This is a genomic window from Azoarcus sp. Soil_N_20 (genome assembly GCF_057656155.1).
This window is the reverse complement of the sequence record NZ_JBDGKX010000001.1, coordinates 300,071-319,021: the sequence shown is the minus strand read 5'-3', so window position 1 is coordinate 319,021 and position 18,951 is coordinate 300,071. Positions and strand designations below refer to the sequence as shown.

Genomic DNA, 18,951 nt, shown 5'->3' with positions numbered 1-18,951 from the left:
GGGGCGGCGATGGCGCAGATCGAACTGGACGGGATCGAGCGCATCTTCACCCTCGGCGACAGCCAGGTGCATGCGCTGAATGCGGTATCGCTCACCATCGAGGCCGGCGAATACGTGGCGGTGATGGGGCCCTCGGGCTCGGGCAAATCCACGCTGCTCAACCTGCTCGGCCTGCTCGACCGTCCGAATGCCGGCCACTACCGGCTCGAGGGCCGCGACGTCACCACGCTGTCGGCCGACGAGCAGGCTGCGGTGCGGCGCAGCCGGATCGGGTTCGTGTTCCAGAGCTTTCATCTGGTGCCACGCCTGACCGCGGCCGAGAACATTGCCCTGCCGCTGATGCTGGCGGGCATGCCGGTGGCCGAACGAACCGACCGGGTCGATCGCGCGCTGAAGGATTTCGGCCTCGTGGAGCGAGCCACTCACCGTCCGGACGAGTTGTCGGGCGGCCAGCGTCAGCGGGTGGCGATTGCACGTGCCACGATCATGCAGCCGGCGATGCTGCTGGCCGACGAGCCGACTGGCAACCTCGACCGCCATACCGGACAGGAAGTCACTTCGCTGCTCGAAGCCCTCAATGCGGGGGGCATGACGCTGATCGTGGTCACCCACGACCCGGTGATGGGGGGACGGGCGCGGCGCCGCCTGATGATGGAGGACGGCGCGCTCAGCCAGGATGTGCGGGGTGAGGCGGCGCTGCAATGACACCGGCCGACACCCTTCGCTTTGCCGCTCGCGCCGCGCTCGGCTATCCGTTGCGCACCGGCTTGATGGTGCTGGCCATGGCGATCGGGGTGGCGGCGGTGGTGGTGCTGACCGCGCTCGGTGACGGTGCGCGGCGCTACGTGGTGGGGGAGTTCGCCTCGCTCGGCGCCAACCTGATCATCGTGCTGCCGGGACGCAACGAGACCGGTGGCGTCACCGCCGGCAGTTTCATCACCAGCACGCCGCGCGACCTCACGGTGGACGATGCCGCGGCGCTGTTGCGCGCGCCCCTGGTGAGCCGCATGGCGCCACTGTCGGTGGGCAACTCGGAGATTGCGGTCGGCGGCAAGCTGCGCGAGGTGATGGTGCTCGGCACCAGCGCCGACTATGTCGACATCCGCCACTTCAGTATTGCCCAGGGCCGCTTCCTGCCGCGCGAGGATCTCGGCCGCGCGGGCGCGGTGGCGGTGATCGGCGACAAGCTCCGCCGCGAGCTGTTCGGCGGCGAGGCCGCGGTCGGGCGCATGGTGCGGGTCGGCGACACCCGGCTGCGGGTGATCGGCGTGATGGCCCCGGCCGGTCAGGGACTGGGGATGAGCAACGACGAACTGGTCATCGTGCCGGTGGCCACCGCGCAGAACATGTTCAACACCAACACCCTGTTCCGGATCATGGTCGAGGTCCGTAGTCGCGAGGCCCTCGGCCCGGCGCAGCAGGAGCTCGAGGAGCTGCTGCGCGCACGCCGCGAAGGCGAACTCGACGTGACCCTGATCACCCAGGATGCGGTCCTCGGCACCTTCGACCGCATCCTCGGCGCGCTCACCCTGGGGGTGGCCGGCATTGCCGCGATCAGCCTCGCTGTCGCCGGTATCCTGGTGATGAACGTGATGCTGGTGGCAGTGACCCAGCGTACCGGCGAGATCGGCCTGCTCAAGGCGCTCGGCGCCACCGGCCGCGACATCCGCCTGGCCTTCCTGACCGAAGCCGCGCTGCTGTCGATCGGCGGTGCGCTGGTCGGCTACGGGCTTGGTCACGTGGGCGCCTGGGGCATCCGGCTGGCCTATCCGGTGTTGCCGGCGTGGCCGCCGGATTGGGCGGTGGCGGCAGGACTGGGCACCGCCCTCGTCACCGGCCTGCTGTTCGGCGTGCTCCCGGCACGGCGGGCCGCGCAGCTCGACCCGGTTCAGGCGCTGGCAAAGCGCTAGGCCATCATGCTCTGGCGCGACTTCCTCCAGCTCTCCCTGCGCGCGCTCACCGCCCACCGCCTGCGCAGTTTCCTGACGCTGCTCGGGATCGGGGTCGGGATCGCCGCGGTGATCCTGCTGACCTCGATCGGCGAAGGCCTGCACCAGTTCGTGCTGAAGGAGTTCACCCAGTTCGGCACCAACATCATCAAGGTCACCCCGGGCCTGCAGGGCACGCGTGGCGGCCCGCCCGGCCTGCCCTCGACCACCCGCGAACTCACCCTGGAGGACGCCGCGGCGCTCGAGCGCGCGCCCTTCGTCACCGGCATCACCCCTGCGGTGTCGGGCAACTCGGAAGTCCGTGCCAACGGGCGCGTGCGCCGCACCTTCATCCTCGGCGTGGGCGCCGACATGCAACGCGTGTTCTCGATGACGGTCAGGGTCGGCCAGTTCCTGCCGCCCGACGACGCCGCCAACGCGCGCGCGTTCGTGGTGCTCGGGGCCACCCTCAAGCGCGAACTGTTCGGCAACGGCAATCCGCTCGGTGAACGGCTGCAGATCGGTGGCGAACGTTATCGCGTGATCGGCGTCATGGAGAGCAAGGGCCAGTTCCTCGGCATCGACCTCGACGACACGGCCTATATCCCGACCGCGCGTGCGCTCTCGCTCTACAACCGCGACGGACTGATGGAGATCAACGTCACCTATGGCGAACAGGTGCCCGCGGCACGCGTCGCCGCCGAGGTGAAGAAGCTTCTCGTGGCGCGCCACGGCCGCGAGGACTTCACCCTGACCACGCAGGAAGACATGCTCGCCAGCCTGTCCAACATCCTCGACATCCTCACCGCCGCGGTCGGCGCACTCGGCGGCATCTCGCTGCTGGTGGGCGGAGTGGGCATCGTCACCATCATGACCATCGCGGTGTCAGAACGGACCAACGAGATCGGCCTGCTGGTTGCGCTCGGCGCGCGCCGTCGCACCATACTCGGCCTGTTCCTCGGCGAAGCGGTGGCACTCGCCGCCGTCGGCGGCTTGTTCGGTCTGGTCATCGGTGCCGGGCTGGCACAAGTGGTCGGCGTCTTCGTTCCCGCGCTCCCGGTCACCACGCCGTGGCATTTCGTCTTTGTCGCCGAGGCGGTCGCGGTGCTGATCGGCCTCGTTGCCGGCGTGCTTCCGGCACGCCGCGCCGCCGGGCTGGATGCGGTGGATGCATTGCGCGCGGAATAGGCCATGTACGCTCGTTCACGCCGGCACGCCCTCCTCCTGATCACCGCGACCGCCATGTCCGGAGCGCTGGCGGCGCCCGCGCCCTGGTACTGGTGGCAGAGCCGGGTCGACGGCCGGCGTCATTGCGCCCAGGCCTCACCCGGCGCCGGCTGGCAACGGGACCAGGGCCCGTATCTCGACCTGCGGTGCACGCAGCCGGTCCCGGCGCGGATGCGCGACGGCAGGATTGAGCCAGGTCAACCGGAGACCAGATCACCCGGCGAGACGCGCATAGACCGCCTAAAGTCGAAGTAAAGGGGCGGCTTGCCGCTACCGTGACAATCAGCACAGACGGAGACGATCATGAGCTTCTTTGACTCCCCCCTCGGCCGCTGCGAAGCCGTGAAAGAGATGGTCCTGCTCGATGAAACCCAGACGGAATGCGCTCGCGAACACGAGTGCCCGCCAGGCAGGGAATGTCCGCTCGAGGGCTGCTTTACCCCGGTGAGCGGCTTGTCCGCAGAGCACGCGGCGCTCCTCGCAAAGCAGCCGGCGAGACGAAGGGCCCCGGCAGGCTGAAAACCACGGAGGGCGGGTGCGGCGCGCTCATCCGGTACGCGCCTGTTCGCGCGCGGAATGCCACAGACTCGCGCTGACCGACAACGCGAGCAGTAAGGCGACGACGCCCAGCGATACCAGCACCGGGATCTTCACCCACTCCACGATCAGCATCTTGGTGCCGATGAACACCAGGATCGCGGCGAGGCCGTACTTGAGCAGCGAAAAGCGGTCGCCCAGGTCGGCAAGGAGGAAGTACATCGCGCGCAAGCCCAGGATGGCGAACAGGTTGGAGGTCAGCACGATGAACGGGTCGGTGGTGATTGCGAAGATCGCCGGAATGCTATCGACCGCGAAGATCACATCGGAGATTTCCACCAACACCAGCGCGAGCAGCAAGGGCGTCGCCATCCTCACACCGTCACGCATGACGAAGAAACGCTCGCCTTCAAGCCGGTCGGTAACCGGGTAGTGATTGCGGATCCAGCGAATGAACGGGTTGTTTGACAGATCGGGATCGTGCTCGGCGAACCACACCATCCTGATGCCGGTGACCACCAGGAAGGCACCGAACACGTAGAGCAACCAGTGGAACTCCGTGATCAGCCAGCTGCCGGCGAAGATCATGACCGTGCGCAGTGCGATCGCACCGACGATGCCGTAGAGCAGCACCCGCCGCTGCAACTCCAGCGGCACGGCAAAGAAGCTGAAGATCATCATCCAGACGAAGACGTTGTCGACCGCCAGTGACTTCTCGACCAGGTAGCCGGTCAGGAAGGCCAGCGCCTTGTCGTTGGCGACAAGGCGCCCGAAGCTGTCGTCCAGATGCCACCACAGCCCGGCGGCGAACAGCAGCGCAACCGACACCCAGGCCACCGACCAGGCAGCCGCCTCCTTCAGCGATACCCGATGCTGCTGGCCGCCCTTGAACACGAGCAGATCCAGCGCCAGCATCGCCATCACGATGGCGGCAAACGCTGCCCACATCCACCACGTACCGATTGATTCCATGAAGCGCTCCGATCAGAAAGCAAAAAAGGCCTGTTCCCGAAGGACACAGACCCTGATGACGCTCTCTGCGCACAGACCTTGCCCTTGGGCAAGGTCTCGCTTGCAACGACTGGTCGTTGCCCGCAGCACCGGGAGGTCGTCGTTGAACGAACCTGCCGTGTTGACGACGCTGCGGCGTGAAAAGCTACTCCCCTTGATCCGCGCCAGTCTATGCTGCGCCACGGCAAAGTCAAGCCGCGCCACGTGGTCGGACGGTGACAAGGACAGCGACTTGCGGCATGATCGCCCTTGTTTCAACCGATCAAGGTTCGCGCGGGGTTTCAGCACCCCGCACTATGAGTTGCTCCCGCCTATCACCGGATCTCGAATCCGAGCCGTCGGACGAGGGCGAATCCATCGCCTCGGACCCCGACGCCTGCGGCCGATGTTGCCCGCGACCATTGCCCGCGATGGCCTGCAGCCGCATCGCGTCGTCCGCGCGTGAAACCCCGTCACCACCGGCTCGCAGCACGCCGCCGGCCCGGCACGGACCACCCCGCCGCCTCTCCTTTTTTCGGACATGCCTGCAGGCAGGTTCGCGCACGTCCCCACTTCATTCGCTGAAAGCGCCTCATGGAAATATTCCTGCTCATCGCCCTCATCATCCTTAACGGCGCATTCGCCATGTCGGAGATCGCGCTCGTCACCGCGCGCCGGGCCCGACTCGCCAGACTCGCCGAGGATGGCGACAGCGCAGCGGCCATCGCCATGAAGCTCGGCGAGGAGCCGACCCGCTTCCTGTCCACAATCCAGATCGGCATCACCTCGATCGGCATCCTCAACGGCATCGTCGGCGAGGCGGCGCTGGCCGGCCCGCTGTCGGACTGGCTGCAAACGCTCGGCATGGAGCAACGAACGAGCGAGATCGGCTCGACCGTGCTCGTCGTGGTGGTGATCACCTACGTCTCCATCGTCATCGGTGAGCTGGTGCCCAAGCGCATCGGCCAGATCAACCCGGAGGGCATCGCCCGCCTGGTCGCGCGGCCGATGTACCTGCTGTCGATTGCGTCACGCCCCTTCGCCCACCTGCTGGTCGGCTCCACCGCCCTGGTGCTGCGGCTGATGGGCCAGCGCGAAGTCAGCGGCCCGAGCGTCACCGAGGAGGAGATCCACGCCATGCTCGACGAAGGCTCGGAAGCCGGCGTGATCGAGAAGAACGAACACGAGATGGTGCGCAACGTCTTTCGCCTGGACGATCGCCAGATCGGCTCGCTGATGGTGCCACGCTCGGACATCGTCTGGCTGGACGTGAATCGCCCGCTGGACGCGAACCTCGCCCTCATGGCCGAGTCGGATCATTCTCGTTTCCCGGTATGTCGCGGGGGCCTGGACGACATCCTCGGAATCATCGGTTCGAAGCAGCTGTTCAACCAGACCCTGCGCGGCGCAAAGGCCGATCTCACCCAGGAACTGCAGGCCCCGGTTTATGTGCCCGAATCGCTCACCGGAATGGAGTTGCTGGATCAGTTTCGTACTTCAGGAACCCACATGGTGTTTGTGATCGACGAATACGGCGAGGTGCAAGGCATGGTCACGGTGCATGACGTGATCGAATCGGTCACCGGCGAATTCATGCCCCAGAACAAGGAGGAGGCATGGGCGATGCAGCGCGAGGATGGCTCCTGGCTGCTCGACGGGCTGATTCCGATTCTCGAGCTGAAGGATCGGCTGGGATTCAAGACCGTCCCCGAGGAGGAAAAAGGCCGCTACCACACACTGTCCGGCATGGTGATGTGGCTGCTCGGTCGCCTGCCGAACACCGGCGATATCGCGACCTGGGAAGGCTGGCGTCTTGAAGTCGTCGACCTCGACGGCAAACGGATCGACAAGGTTCTGGCAAGTCCGCTGCCGGAAACCTCCGCCGGCGAAGCGGCCGAATCGCAGCCCCCGAACCTGGCTGCAGAGCGGGTGACCGGCGCCCCCGCAGCGCCGCACTGAGTCACGGCATGATCGACCAGGTTGCCGAGAAGGTCGTCCGCCGAGTCATCCTCGGCTTTCTGCTGGGCGGCTTGCTGCTGCTCAGCTATGGCGTGCTGCACCTGTTCATCGTGCCGGTGGCGTGGGCGATCATCATCGCCTTTGCCACCTGGCCGCTCTATCATCCACTGCGCGCCCGGCTGGTCCGCCATCCGACCCTGAGCGCGCTGCTCATGACCCTGCTGCTGAGCGCCGCCTTTGTGCTGCCTGCACTGTGGATGGCAGTCCTGTTGCGCAGCGAGGTTGGCATGGCAATCGCGAACGTTACCGCCCACGTCCGGCAGAACACCCTCGCACTGCCGGAGTTCGTCCGGACCCTGCCCTGGGTGGGTGATTTGCTCCAGAGCCTGATCGACGGCATCACCGGCGACCCGGAGGCCTTCCGCGCGCAGGTGACGGAATGGGCGGGACAAGGGGCCGATCACGTACTCGCGCTGATCGGCGACGTGGGGCGCAACGCGGCCAAGCTCGGCTTTGCGTTGATCACCGTGTTCTTTGTGTATCGCGATGGCGAGCACGTGCTGAGCCAGGTGCACGTCGTCCTGCATCGTTTTCTAGGCGGGCGGGTCGACGACTACCTCGCCGCAGTCGGCGGCATGACCAAGGCGGTCGTGTGGGGACTGGTGGCGACCGCGCTCGCCCAGGGCGTGGTCGCCGGCCTCGGCTACTGGTGGGTCGGCGTGTCGGCGCCGGTGCTCCTCGGTGCGGTGACGGCGCTGATCGCGATGATCCCCTTCGGCACGCCGTTCGCCTGGGGCTCGATCGCGATCTGGCTGCTCGTGAGCGGCGACACCGCCGGCGGCATCACGCTGCTGCTGTGGGGCATCCTGGTCGTGAGCTGGGTGGACAACCTCGTCCGCCCGCTGGTCATCAGCAACGCCACCCGGATCCCCTTCCTGCTGGTCATGTTCGGCGTACTCGGAGGGCTGGCGGCGTTCGGCCTGGTAGGACTGTTCCTCGGCCCGGTCGTCCTCGCGGTGCTGATGGCGGTGTGGCGCGAGTGGCTCGAGGACGCAGACCTGCGCCCTGCGAAACAAGCGGGTACGAAGTCAACGGCCGGGCCGCCCATCCCGGACGATACCGACCATGCCGGATGAGCGAGCGCTTGCAGACGGACCGCATCTCCCACGGGTGAAGCGGAAAACTAGGGCTCTGGCGTCGGCAATCCGCCGACGGCAGGGCCGGTCGTCTCACCCTGCTCAGGCAAAAACTTCGCCTTCGGCCAGATAGCGCCACTGCCCCATAGGCAGATCGCGCAGCGTGACCTTGCCGATCCGCACCCGCTTGAGGCCCACCACGTTCAGGCCGACGAGTTCGCACATGCGCCGGATCTGACGCTTGCGGCCTTCGCGCAGCACGAAGCGCAACTGATCGTCATTGATCCACTCCACCGTTGCCTCGCGCAAAGGGCGGTCGTCCAGCCACAAACCGTGATTGAGCAGGGCCAGACCGTTCTCGGCCAGTTGCCCCTCGACCCGCACCAGATACTCTTTCTCGACCTTGGAGTCGTCACCGATCAGTTGCCGCGCAATCCGACCGTCCTGGGTGAACACCAGCAGGCCGGTGGAATCGATGTCGAGCCGGCCGGCAGGGGCCAGCCCCTTGAACTGCGAAGGATGGAAGCGCTGCGCGGTATCGCGGTCGTACTGGGTGTCGCTGCCGATCAGCGCCATCGCCGGCTGATAGCCCGGTTCCGGCTGACCGGACACATAGCCCACCGGCTTGTGCAGCAGGATGGTGACCCGTTGCGCCTGCTCCTGTTTCGCCTCCGGCGCCAGCGCAATGCGCGCATCCGGGTCGATCCGGGTTCCCAGTTCGGACACCCGTTTGCCATCGACAAACACCCAGCCGCGCTCGATCAGCTCGTCGGCCTCGCGCCGCGAGCAGATACCGCGATCGGCCATCACCTTGGACAGGCGCAAACCCTCGACGGTCGAGGTGCGCGGGGTAAGCGGCGGTCCGGGCGGGCGCAGCGCTTCGGCCTGCGCGCGCGGACGCTGCCCCGCACCACGTTGATCGCGCCGGGCTCCGTTGCGGCCTTCGGCAGGGGGATCCCGCCGCCCCTCCGCACGCCCATCGGTTCGGTCCGGATTGCGCGGAACGGGCTTGCCGCCACGCGGGTCGCTCCGTCCGGATGCTGGCTTGTTGCCCCGCGGAGGAGCCTTGGCATCCTTGTCGCGACCATCGGCCGGCCGCGCATCGTGGCCGCGCCGTTCGCCGCGCTGCTCCCGTCGATCGCTTTGTTCGCCCTCGCTCTTCGGCTTGCGCCGGGTATCGCGCGCTTCAGGTGGAGGCGCCTCGGCCTCGGGGCGGCGTACCTTGAGCGTGCCGGCGATGCGGGATGGGGCCGGTTGCGGCGGATTCTTGCGGACGGTGTTCAAGGCAGACCTCGGGCGTCGGACGACGTTTTCGGGAAAAACAGGCGCAATTATGCGCCCAATGAGGAAGTAAAGCGCGGGGAAGGCGCCCTTCCCGGAAAGGCGGGTGGGGGTGGCCGGCGCGGGCAGACGTCGCGGCCTTCGGCTTCCCGGCTGGCAAGACGCCATCGGGGCGGCGATGCAAACTCGCCCTTCGGGCTCAAACATGCATCCCCTTTTTTCCCCGCTGCCGCCTCGCCAGCCGGCGCTCTCGACAGCCCGCGCCGGCCCCCCCACCCGACCTGCTGCGACGTACGATTCCCGCTTCCGGAAAAACAAAACCCGGCACACGGCCGGGTTCTGCAGCTTGCGACAACAGGGATTGCTTACATCATACCCATCGCCCTGGGCAGGAAGGTGGAGATGCTCGGGATGTAGGTGATCAACATCAGGAACACCAGCATCGTGTACAACCACGGCAGCACGGCCCTGCTCATCTCGGTCATACCCGAATTGGTGATGCCGCCCGCCACGAACAGGTTCAGCCCGAGCGGCGGCGTGATCATGCCGATCTCCATGTTCACCGTGATCATGACGCCGAAGTGGATCGGGTCGATGCCCAGCGCCACCGCCACCGGGAACAGGATCGGCGCCAGGATCAGGATGATCGAGGACGGCTCCATGATCATGCCCGCCACCAGCAGCAGCAGGTTCACCACCACCAGGAAGCCGATCGCGCCCATGCCGCTGGCCACGATCGCATCGGCCATGCGCTGCGGAATCTGTTCCGAGGTCAGGATGAAGGAGAACAGGATCGCGCTGGCGATGATGAACAGCAGCATCGAGCTCATGTTCGCCGAGTCGAGCAGCACGCGCGGGATCTGCTTGAGGTTCAGATCCTTGTACACGAAAACCGCAATGAAGAAGGCGTACACCGCGCTCATCGCCGCCGCTTCGGTCGGGGTGAACATGCCGGAGTAGATCCCGCCCATCACCACGACAATCAGCATCAATCCCCAGAATGCATCCTTGAAGTACCGCGCCTTCAACTTCCATGGTGCGCGCGGCAGGGTCGGATAGTTGTTCTTCTTGGCCACATACCAGGTGCACACCCCCAGCATGAAGGCCAGCAACAGGCCAGGAATCACGCCGGCCATGAACAATGCGCCAACCGAGGAGTTGGTCGTTACCGCGTACATCACCATGACGATCGACGGCGGGATCAGGATGCCCAGACCGCCCGCCGAGGCCACCACGCCGGCGCCGAAGCTCAACGGGTACCCCTGCTTGATCATCGCCGGGATCAGGATCGAGCCGATCGCGACCACCGTCGCCGGGCTGGAGCCCGACACCGCGGCGAACAGGGCGCACGCCAGCACCGCCGACATGCCCAGACCGCCGCGCAGGTGACCGACCATCGCCGTGGCGAAGTTGATCATGCGGCGGGCGACGCCGCCATGGGTCAGGAAGTTGCCGGCAAGGATGAAGAACGGGATCGCCATGATCTCGAACTTCTCGATCCCGGTGAACATCTTCAGCGCCACCGCCTCGAGCGGCACGTCGGTGAAGATGAACATGAAGCTCAGCACGGTCAGGCCGAGCGCCACGCCTACCGGCATGCCGATCGCCATCAGCACGACGAGCAGGCCGAAAATGGCAATTGTATTGGTCATTTCTGCGTGCTCCTGTTAGCGCTTGCCGGTAAGGTCGTCAGACCGCGGTTGAGTCTTGCCGGCCTGGCCATGCTCGATGTCCTCGGAGATCGAGATCGCCTCGCCTTCGAGCAGGACGTTCGGATCCTGCTCTTCGTCCAGACCTTCGACGTGGCCGTGGTCGTGGCGCGGCAGCTCGCCGGTGCGGGCGAAGCTGACCATCACCTGCAGGAAGCGGAAGCACATCAGGAAGGACCCGAGCGGCACCGCGGAATACACGATCCAGGTCGGCCATTCGAGGTCGGGGGTGGTCGGGCCTTCATAGAAGTTGCCGGCGTCGAGTCCGAACAGGGTCAGCGTCTCGTAGGCCATGCCGTTTTCCCAGATGAAGAGCGCGCCGAAAAAGCCGATCAAACCGGTGAATATGGCCCCGCAGATGAGTCCGATCTGGATCAGTACGGCACGGGGTTTGTCCGTCAACTTGTTGATGAGGACGTCCACCCCGACGTGGATGCCGGTACGCACGCCATAGGCGGCACCGAACTTGGCCATCCACACGAAAAGAATGATGCAGAACTCCTGCGCCCAGCCGAAGTTCATGTCCAGCAGCCAGTCCTGCACCACCGGAATCGGAAACCCGGAACCGTAGCGATGCACCACCGAAATGAAGATGACGACCGTGGCCACCGCCATCAGGGTGCCAATGATGAACTCTTCGAGCCGATCGAGAATCTTGGTCATGAGATATCTCCCTGCAAAAAACGCCCGTCAGGAGCGGACCTGACGGGCGTTCTGGGGTACTGACAAATTACAGCTTCGACGGATCGAAACCGGTTTCCTTGTAGATGGACTGGATCAGCTCGGCACCGATCCGCGATTCCATCTTCTTGTGCACCGGCACCAGCGCCTTCTTGAATGCGGCCTTGTCGGCATCGGTCGGCTGATAGATCTCGGTCTTGCCCGAAGCCTTCACCGCCGCCAGCGCCTTGTCGTTCTCTTCCTTGGCGATCTGGTTGGCGTAGACGGTGGATTCCTTCATCGCCTTGTCGAGCTGGGTGCGCACATCGGCCGGCAGGCCGTCCCAGAACTTCTTGTTGGTGATCACTGCATAGCCCAGGTAGCCGTGATCGGTCAGGCTCATGTGCTTCTGCACCTCATGCATCTTCTGGGTGTAGAGGTTGGAGTGCGGGTTCTCGGTACCGTCGACCACGCCGGTCTGCAGCGCCTGGTAGACCTCGGAGAAGGCCATCACCTGCGGCAGCGCCTTCAGCTCGCGCATCTGCTCTTCGAGCACCTTGGACGACTGGATGCGCATCTTCTTGCCGCGCAGATCTTCCGGCTTCATGATCGGCGTGTTGGCGGAGAAGGACTTGAAGCCGTTGTCCCAGAATGCCAGACCCTTGATGCCTTTGGGCTCGAGCTTGGACAGCAGCTGCGCGCCGACGGGGCCGGTGGTGATCTTGTGCAGATCCTTGTAGCCGTCGAAGATGTAGGGCAGATCGAACACTTCGAATTCGCGCACGCCGAGCGGACCGAACTTGGCCAGCGACGGCGCGAGCAGTTGCACGGCGCCCAGCTGCAGCGCCTCCATTTCTTCCTTGTCCTTGTACAGCGTGCTGTTGGCGTAGACTTCGACCTTGACCGCACCGTTGGTGTACTGCTCGGCGAGTTCCTTGAACTTTACGGCGGCCTTGCCCTTGGGGGTGTCGGTGGAAACGACGTGGCTGAACTTGATCACGATCGGATCGGCGGCGGCGGCGGTGGCGGTCAGGCCGGCGGCAACAAGACCCAGCAGGATTGCACGAATTTTCATTACTTATCTCCTCCAATTGAAGAACATACGCACTGAGTGCGTCTTCGACCCTGTAACAATAGCACCCGAGGTGCATGGAACAAGGACCTCCGGGACGGGCACATCCGCCAGAAAGTGTCGCAGTATTGTTCCGCGCACCCAATCGACGCTATTGTGGAATACCGCATAATGGCCAATGGCCCCATAAGACGATTCGATGCACTACCCGATGCGCAACCACGAGGCGGTAGTTTCCCCATGGCCCTGATGCAGGCGGCCGCCCCCCAGGAAAACCCGAGCGGCCGCCGCGGCCGCTGGATCGGCCAGTTGCCCTATTTCATCCTCGCGCTGTTCCTTGCCGCCATCGCGCTGCTGGTATGGATGACGCGCGAGTATGACGCCGAGGAACAGCAGACCACCCTCATTACCGACGTACTGTGGATGGAGCAGAACCTGCGCTTCCAGCTCGATCGCAACGAAGCGCTGCTGCAGCAGGTGGGTCTCGAACTACTGCGTGCCGAGCGCCCGTCCACCCAGACCGAAGCCCAGCTGCGCCAGCTGATGAGTCAGGACCGTGGCATCGTGCGGGTGCTGTGGCTCGATCAGAACGGCGTGCGGAAGGGCGCATTGCCCCCCTTTACCGACAGCGGCCTGATTGGCGAGACCGACGGCACCATGCCTGCCGAGTCGGTGATGAAGCTGGCGCGGGCAGTCGGGCGCCCGGTTTATGGTCCGGCCTATCCGGTGGTCGGCGGCAAGTTCAACTTCGAAGTCCATGTGCCGACCTGGTCGGACGAGGCCTTTCTCGGCGTGGTGGTCGCCGTGTACTCGTTGTCCGACCTGGTGATCCGCGAACTGCCGTGGTGGTTCTCGGAGCGCTACCGGGTGGCGGTGCTCGACCCCGACGGGAACGAGATCGCAGCCAAGTCCAAGATCGCGCCGCTGGCCACCAATCGCAGCTACACCACACCGTTCGAGCCGCCGGGCCATGGCCTCACCCTGCAGATCACCGCCTACAAGGGCGAAACGCGCTGGATGCCGGTGCTGCTGATCGCGTCGATCACGCTGTTCGGTGCCATCATCGTGTGGAGCGTCTGGCAGCTGCGGCGTCAGCTCGCGCGGCGGCAGGCGGCAGAACAGGCCTTGCGCAACGAGTCGGCGTTCCGCAAGGCGATGGAAGATTCGGTGATCACCGGCCTGCGCGCCCGTGATCGCGACGGCCGCATTACCCACGTCAATCCGGCGTTCTGCCGCATGACCGGGTTCAGCGCCGAAGAACTGGTCGGCGCCATGCCGCCGATGCCCTACTGGGATCCGGACCACCTCGAACACACCCTGGAAGTTCACGACATGGTGATGACCGGCGGCACACCGGTCGACGGGCTCGAGGTCTCGTTGCAGCGCAAGAACGGCGAGCGCTTCGACGCGCTGATCTTCGAGGCGCCGCTGATCGACGCCGAGGGTCGTCACAGCGGCTGGATGGGTTCGGTGCTGGACATCACCGAGCAAAAGCGTGCCCGCGAACTTGCCCGTCAGCAGGACGAACGCCTGCAGGCCACGTCCCGCCTGGTGACCATGGGCGAAATGGCCTCGACCCTGGCCCACGAACTCAACCAGCCGCTGGCCGCGATTGCGAGCTATAACAGCGGCTGCATCAACCGCCTCGACGCAGGCCAGGTCGACACTGCCGAACTGAGCGGGATCCACGAGAAGATCGGCCGCCAAGCGCGCCGTGCGGGCGAAATCATCCGTCGTGTGCATGATTTCGTACGCCGCTCCGAGCCCAAACGCGAGGCGCTCGACCTCAACCATGTCATCCGTGACGCAGTGGGCCTGATCGAGGCCGATGCCCGCAAACGCCAGATGCGCATCGTCACCAGCCTGACCCCTGCGCTGCCTGCGGTGACCGCCGATCCGATCATGATCGAGCAGATCCTGGTAAATCTGGTACGCAACGGCATGGATGCGATGCGCAACACGGCGCCCGCCCGCCGCGAGGTCACGCTCAGCACCCACCTGCGCGGCACCACCCTCGAGATCAGGGTCGGCGACCATGGCAGCGGGATCGATCCAGCCACCGCCGAGCGCCTGTTCGAACCCTTCTTCACCACCAAATCGGAAGGCATGGGGATGGGCCTGAACATCTGCCGCTCGATTGCCGAACTCCATCACGGACGCCTGACTTTCGAACCGAACCCGGCAGGCGGTACCATCTTCATCCTCACGCTACCGACGGAACGCCCATGAGCCTCGCCTGCGCCCACATCATCGATGACGACGAAGCCATTCGCGACGCCCTGCAATGGCAGTTCCGCACGCGCGGCGTCGAATGCCGGCTGTGGGCTGGGGCGGAGGATTTTCTCGCCGCCTGGCAAGCGGACTGGCGCGGTTGCATCGTGCTCGACATCCGCATGGAAGGCATGAGCGGGCTGGAATGCTTCGACGCGCTCATCGAACGTCATTGCGCCTTGCCGGTGATCTTCATCACTGGCCACGGCGACGTCCCGATGGCGGTCAACGCCCTCAAGAAGGGCGCCTTCGACTTCATCGAGAAGCCATTCAACGACAATGAATTGATCGAACGCGTGCAGCGCGCGATCGCTCATGACGCCGACCACCGCCGCGCCGAAGCCGACCGTGGCACGGTCGAAAGCCGGCTGGCAACGTTGAGCGCGCGCGAACGCGAGGTCATGGAGCTGATCCTCGAAGGCAAGTACAACAAGGTGATCGCGGACAAACTCTCGATCTCGATGCGTACCGTCGAGGCCCATCGGTCCAAGGTGTTCGACAAGATGCAGGTGCGCTCGGCGGTCGAACTCGCACAGATGCTGACCACGCTCAGGAACTGAAAGGCAGCCACTCCGGCAGGATGCCGGCCTCCCCGGGAGGGCAGGCAAAAGCGGCATCGACCCCGATGCCACCGATCCAGGCGACAGCCCCGTCGATCTCGAGCACCGGAAGACGATTGCGCATCCACACCGGAATCCCCGCCTCCTGGCACAGATTCTTGAACGTGCGGCTCGGTCGCGCCGGCCCGGGGCGCAGACGCAGGCCCGGTGCGCGTGGCACCAGTCGACAGCGGTTTGTCTGGCCGAGGATGACCCGGCCGACGCCTGCGCCCCGCACCTCATGAAACACGACCTGACCACCCGCCCAGGGCAGCGTCTGCGCGCCCAATGCCCCGCCCTCCAGCGCGCATGGCGCGGGGACCTGCGCCACCACCGGCTCCAGCCAGATCCGGTCGTGATAAACGCAGCACGCGAGCGCGCCGAAGGGCAGGTGCAGGGGACGCGCCGCGGGCGTGGCACGCAACTGGCGCAGCCCCTCCCGCAAGCGCGCACTGCCCGGAGCAGGCACACCACGTCGGCGCGCCTGCCAGCGCAGCAGATTCACGATCCGCGCATCGGACAGTGCCAACAAGGCATCGCGCTCGAGCACGGGCCCGCCGCAGGCCAGTTCGTCGATCGCAGCCAGGTCGTCGAGCAGATCGCTCGCCTCGCGGAAGTGGGCCGCGGCGCGCGCAAGCGCCGTCCTTGCCGCCGGAAAGGCACCCTCGATTGCCGGCAGGATACGGTGACGAATATCATTGCGGGCAAAGCGACGGTCGCTGTTGCTGTCGTCCTCGATCCAGTCGAGCGCGCGCTCGCGCGCCCACTGGACAAGTGTTGCGCGGCCATGGGCGAGCATCGGCCGCAGCCGTCCCGGCCGGTCGCCGGCACCGTGCTCGATCGCCGCCATCGCCCCCGCACCGCGCAGACCGGTGCCGCGAAAAAGGCGGAACAACAGGGTTTCCGCCTGATCGTCGCGGTGGTGGCCAAAGACCAGCCAGTCGCAGTCGATACCGTTCAGCACCGCATGACGGACCTCTCGTGCGGCAGCCTCGAGCCCCGCGGGATGGTCCCGGGAGACCGTAACCTCAAAGGCGGAGAACGGTACATCGAGCCGACGGCAGTAGTCCGCACAGAATTCGCGCCAGGCATCGGCTGCGGGGCTCAAGCCATGATGCACATGGGCCGCCGCCAGGGTATAACCGAAGCGCCCCCGGAGTCCGCTCAGCAGGTCGAGGAGTACCACCGAATCGACTCCGCCCGACAGCGCACAGCACAGCCGGCTGTGCGCCCCGACCCCGGCAGCAGCGAGCACGGTCGCCGCTGCATCGATCAGGGCCACGCTCATTGCGGACGCAGGCTCAGGCCGCCTGCTCCTTGAAACGGCCATAACCCATGAGTTTTTCGATCCGCTGCGCCACCAGCTCGGCCGGCGACATCGAATCGACCTGACGCAGTGCGTCGGCCAGGGCCCGCTTCAGGCTCTGTGCCATCGCGCGATGGTCGCGATGCGCACCGCCCACCGGCTCGGAGACGATCTTGTCGATCAGGCCCAGCGACTTCAGGCGCGCGGCGGTGATGCCCATGGTCTCGGCCGCCTCGGGGGCCTTGTCCGCGCTCTTCCACAGGATGGAGGCGCAGCCTTCGGGCGAGATCACCGAATAGGTCGAGTACTGCAGCATCATGACCTGGTCGCCGACCGCGATCGCCAGCGCACCGCCTGATCCGCCCTCGCCGATGATGGTGCAGATCAGCGGCACCTTCAGTTCGGCCATGACATAGAGGTTGTGGCCGATCGCTTCGGACTGGCCGCGCTCTTCGGCACCGATTCCCGGATAGGCTCCCGGCGTGTCGACAAAGGTGAACACCGGCAGGCCGAACTTCTCCGCCAGCTTCATCAGCCGCATCGCCTTGCGATAGCCTTCGGGCCGCGGCATGCCGAAATTCCGGGCGATCTTTTCCTTGGTGTCGCGCCCCTTCTGGTGGCCGATGACGACGCAGCTCTGCCCGTTGAAACGCGCCAGACCACCCACGATCGCCTTGTCGTCGGCAAACGAGCGATCACCATGCAGCTCTTCGAAATCGGTGAAGATGTGGCGGGTGTAGTCCAGCGTGTAGGGGCGTTGCGGATGGCGTGCGACCTGGGCGATCTGCCACGGCGTGAGCTTGGCGTAGAGATCCTTGGTCATGGTCTGACTCTTGGTCTCGAGGCGGGCAATCTCCTCGGAGATATCCACCGCCGAGTCGTCCTGCACGAAGCGCAATTGCTCGATCTTGCCGTCGAGCTCGGCAATTGGCTGTTCGAAATCCAGAAAGGTAGTCTTCATCGGACCTTTCCCGTTGAAAAAAGTCAGCCATTGTAACCGTATGTGCGGACGTCGACCCCTCTACCCGCGTCAACGACGAAGGGGCGGCCCCATACGGTGGCCGCCCCTTCGGCTGACAACGTGAAACTGACGGATCAGTCGCTGTTCATGAAGCCGAGCAGGTGCAGCAGGCTGGTGAAGAGATTGTAGATCGACACGTACAGGGTGACGGTCGCCATCACATAGTTGGTTTCACCACCATGGATGATGTTGCTGGTTTCGTACAGGATCAGGCCGGACATCAGCAGTACGAACATCGCCGACACTGCCAGCGACAACGCAGGCATCTGGAAGAAGATCGCGCCCAGGCCGGCCAGGAAGGCGACCAGGATGCCGACCATCAGGAAGCCGCCCATGAAGGAGAAATCCTTGCGCGAAGTCAGCGCATAGGCCGACAGCCCGAGGAAGATCGCCGCCGTGCCGCCCATCGCCTGCATCACCACCTGGCCGCCGTTGGGCATCGCCAGGTAATGCGACAGGATCGGCCCCAGGGTGTAGCCCATGAAGCCGGTCAGCGCAAACACGAACAGGATACCCAGCCCGCTGTTCCGGAACTTGGTGGTCAGGAACAACAGACCGAAGTAGCCGACCAGGGTCAGGATGATGCCGGGGTGCGGCAAGCCGAGTGCAAGCGAGGTTCCGGCGGTCAGCGCCGAGAACGCCAGCGTCGCCGACAGCAGCATGTAAGTGTTACGGATAACCTTGTTGGTCGAGAGTACCGAGGCCTCCGACCTGTTCATGGTCGCAATGCGGTTTTCCATCTGTTGGCTCCTTGTTTCTGTCGGCGATGCCGCAGTCTAGATCTAATTTGAATTTGCAGGAAGAATTCAGGCCGGCGCGGCGATGGACTGCGTGACCTGATAGCGGACGCGGTCGATGTGCCGGTTGCGGCGCAAGCGCTGGGCCAGCACGCGCGCCACCCGGTCAGCGGCCTCATCGACCGCAGCACGGACATCGAGCTGGGTGATCGCAAACACCACATCGGGAAGATTGCGCAACTTCAGCTGCACCACGCAGCGCTTGTCTGCTCCCCCACGCGGACCATTCACGTCGGCCACCTTGATCCGCGCCCACTGAATGTGATCACGGAACCGACCAATGGCGAAGCGCATCCGCCGTGCGACATAGTCTTTCAAGGCGGGGGCTGCTTCCACACCATCACAATGCAGATCGATACGCATGTCTGAGTCTCCTTGGTTCGTTGCACTTGCCGTCCTGCACAAACACAGTCCAGATGCTAAGGCTCAGACTGTTCGATAAACTCCGGGTTCCACGG

General features: G+C 65.1%; 17 protein-coding genes. 8 read left to right on the top strand and 9 right to left on the bottom strand.

What is annotated here, in order from left to right; genetic code table 11:
* Nucleotides 1-9: 9 nt before the first annotated feature.
* The 4 genes from AC3A35_RS01525 (at nt 10) to AC3A35_RS01510 (ending at nt 3,674) form a co-directional block, all read left to right on the top strand.
* Entirely contained in the window at nt 10-705 is a 696-nt protein-coding gene (locus AC3A35_RS01525) for an ABC transporter ATP-binding protein (protein WP_487434054.1), read from the top strand.
* Entirely contained in the window at nt 702-1,910 is a 1,209-nt protein-coding gene (locus AC3A35_RS01520) for an ABC transporter permease (protein ID WP_487434052.1), read from the top strand. The genes AC3A35_RS01525 and AC3A35_RS01520 overlap by 4 nt, the downstream gene beginning before the upstream one ends.
* A 6-nt stretch (nt 1,911-1,916) precedes the next feature.
* Nucleotides 1,917-3,116 carry an ABC transporter permease gene (locus tag AC3A35_RS01515; protein ID WP_487434051.1) on the top strand — a complete coding sequence of 400 codons (1,200 nt, stop codon included), beginning with the start codon at nt 1,917-1,919 and terminating at the stop codon, nt 3,114-3,116.
* A gap of 342 nt (nt 3,117-3,458) precedes the next feature.
* Nucleotides 3,459-3,674, top strand: a complete 216-nt coding sequence (locus AC3A35_RS01510; RefSeq protein ID WP_487434050.1) for a hypothetical protein — start codon at nt 3,459-3,461, stop codon at nt 3,672-3,674.
* A 27-nt stretch (nt 3,675-3,701) separates the two neighbouring features.
* On the opposite strand, the gene AC3A35_RS01505 is transcribed toward AC3A35_RS01510, so the two are convergent.
* Nucleotides 3,702-4,664 (bottom strand): TerC family protein, encoded by a 963-nt coding sequence (locus AC3A35_RS01505; protein WP_487434049.1) that lies wholly within the window; start codon nt 4,662-4,664, stop codon nt 3,702-3,704.
* Nucleotides 4,665-5,276: 612 nt separating this feature from the next.
* Between AC3A35_RS01505 and AC3A35_RS01500 the strand changes: the two genes are divergently transcribed.
* Together AC3A35_RS01500 and AC3A35_RS01495 are read left to right on the top strand one after the other, a co-directional pair.
* Complete coding sequence (locus AC3A35_RS01500) at nt 5,277-6,641, top strand: hemolysin family protein (protein ID WP_487434048.1); 1,365 nt, start codon at nt 5,277-5,279, stop codon at nt 6,639-6,641.
* Nucleotides 6,642-6,649: 8 nt separating this feature from the next.
* Nucleotides 6,650-7,777, top strand: a complete 1,128-nt coding sequence (locus AC3A35_RS01495; protein ID WP_487434047.1) for an AI-2E family transporter — start codon at nt 6,650-6,652, stop codon at nt 7,775-7,777.
* A 102-nt stretch (nt 7,778-7,879) separates the two neighbouring features.
* Here AC3A35_RS01495 and AC3A35_RS01490 read toward each other — a convergent pair whose 3' ends face one another.
* The 4 genes from AC3A35_RS01490 to AC3A35_RS01475 form a co-directional block, all read right to left on the bottom strand.
* A complete protein-coding gene (locus AC3A35_RS01490; protein ID WP_487434046.1) occupies nt 7,880-9,061 on the bottom strand; it encodes a pseudouridine synthase in 1,182 nt (393 codons plus the stop codon).
* A gap of 362 nt (nt 9,062-9,423) precedes the next feature.
* Nucleotides 9,424-10,710 (bottom strand): TRAP transporter large permease, encoded by a 1,287-nt coding sequence (locus AC3A35_RS01485; protein ID WP_487434045.1) that lies wholly within the window; start codon nt 10,708-10,710, stop codon nt 9,424-9,426.
* Nucleotides 10,711-10,725: 15 nt separating this feature from the next.
* Nucleotides 10,726-11,430: a TRAP transporter small permease gene (locus AC3A35_RS01480; protein WP_487434044.1), complete on the bottom strand. Its 705-nt coding sequence runs from the start codon at nt 11,428-11,430 to the stop codon at nt 10,726-10,728.
* A gap of 67 nt (nt 11,431-11,497) precedes the next feature.
* Nucleotides 11,498-12,502 carry a TRAP transporter substrate-binding protein gene (locus tag AC3A35_RS01475; RefSeq protein WP_487434042.1) on the bottom strand — a complete coding sequence of 335 codons (1,005 nt, stop codon included), beginning with the start codon at nt 12,500-12,502 and terminating at the stop codon, nt 11,498-11,500.
* Nucleotides 12,503-12,739: 237 nt separating this feature from the next.
* On the opposite strand from AC3A35_RS01475, the gene AC3A35_RS01470 reads away from it, so the two are divergent.
* Both AC3A35_RS01470 and AC3A35_RS01465 read left to right on the top strand, forming a co-directional pair.
* Nucleotides 12,740-14,728, top strand: coding sequence for a sensor histidine kinase (locus AC3A35_RS01470; RefSeq protein ID WP_487434041.1), 1,989 nt, complete (start codon nt 12,740-12,742; stop codon nt 14,726-14,728).
* On the top strand, nt 14,725-15,330 hold the full coding sequence (locus tag AC3A35_RS01465; protein WP_487434039.1) for a response regulator transcription factor: 606 nt from the start codon (nt 14,725-14,727) through the stop codon (nt 15,328-15,330). Before AC3A35_RS01470 ends, AC3A35_RS01465 begins: the two co-directional genes overlap by 4 nt.
* Here AC3A35_RS01465 and tilS read toward each other — a convergent pair.
* The 4 genes from tilS to AC3A35_RS01445 all read right to left on the bottom strand — a co-directional run bounded on the left by tilS (nt 15,320) and on the right by AC3A35_RS01445 (nt 18,856).
* Nucleotides 15,320-16,657: a tRNA lysidine(34) synthetase TilS gene (gene tilS / locus AC3A35_RS01460; protein ID WP_487434038.1), complete on the bottom strand. Its 1,338-nt coding sequence runs from the start codon at nt 16,655-16,657 to the stop codon at nt 15,320-15,322. The genes AC3A35_RS01465 and tilS overlap by 11 nt on opposite strands.
* 13 nt (nt 16,658-16,670) lie before the next feature.
* Nucleotides 16,671-17,636, bottom strand: coding sequence for an acetyl-CoA carboxylase carboxyltransferase subunit alpha (locus AC3A35_RS01455; protein ID WP_487434037.1), 966 nt, complete (start codon nt 17,634-17,636; stop codon nt 16,671-16,673).
* A 134-nt stretch (nt 17,637-17,770) separates the two neighbouring features.
* A complete protein-coding gene (locus AC3A35_RS01450) occupies nt 17,771-18,436 on the bottom strand; it encodes a Bax inhibitor-1/YccA family protein (RefSeq protein WP_487434036.1) in 666 nt (221 codons plus the stop codon).
* 66 nt (nt 18,437-18,502) lie between these two features.
* On the bottom strand, nt 18,503-18,856 hold the full coding sequence (locus tag AC3A35_RS01445) for an HPF/RaiA family ribosome-associated protein (protein ID WP_487434035.1): 354 nt from the start codon (nt 18,854-18,856) through the stop codon (nt 18,503-18,505).
* Between the last annotated feature and the right edge of the window lie 95 nt (nt 18,857-18,951).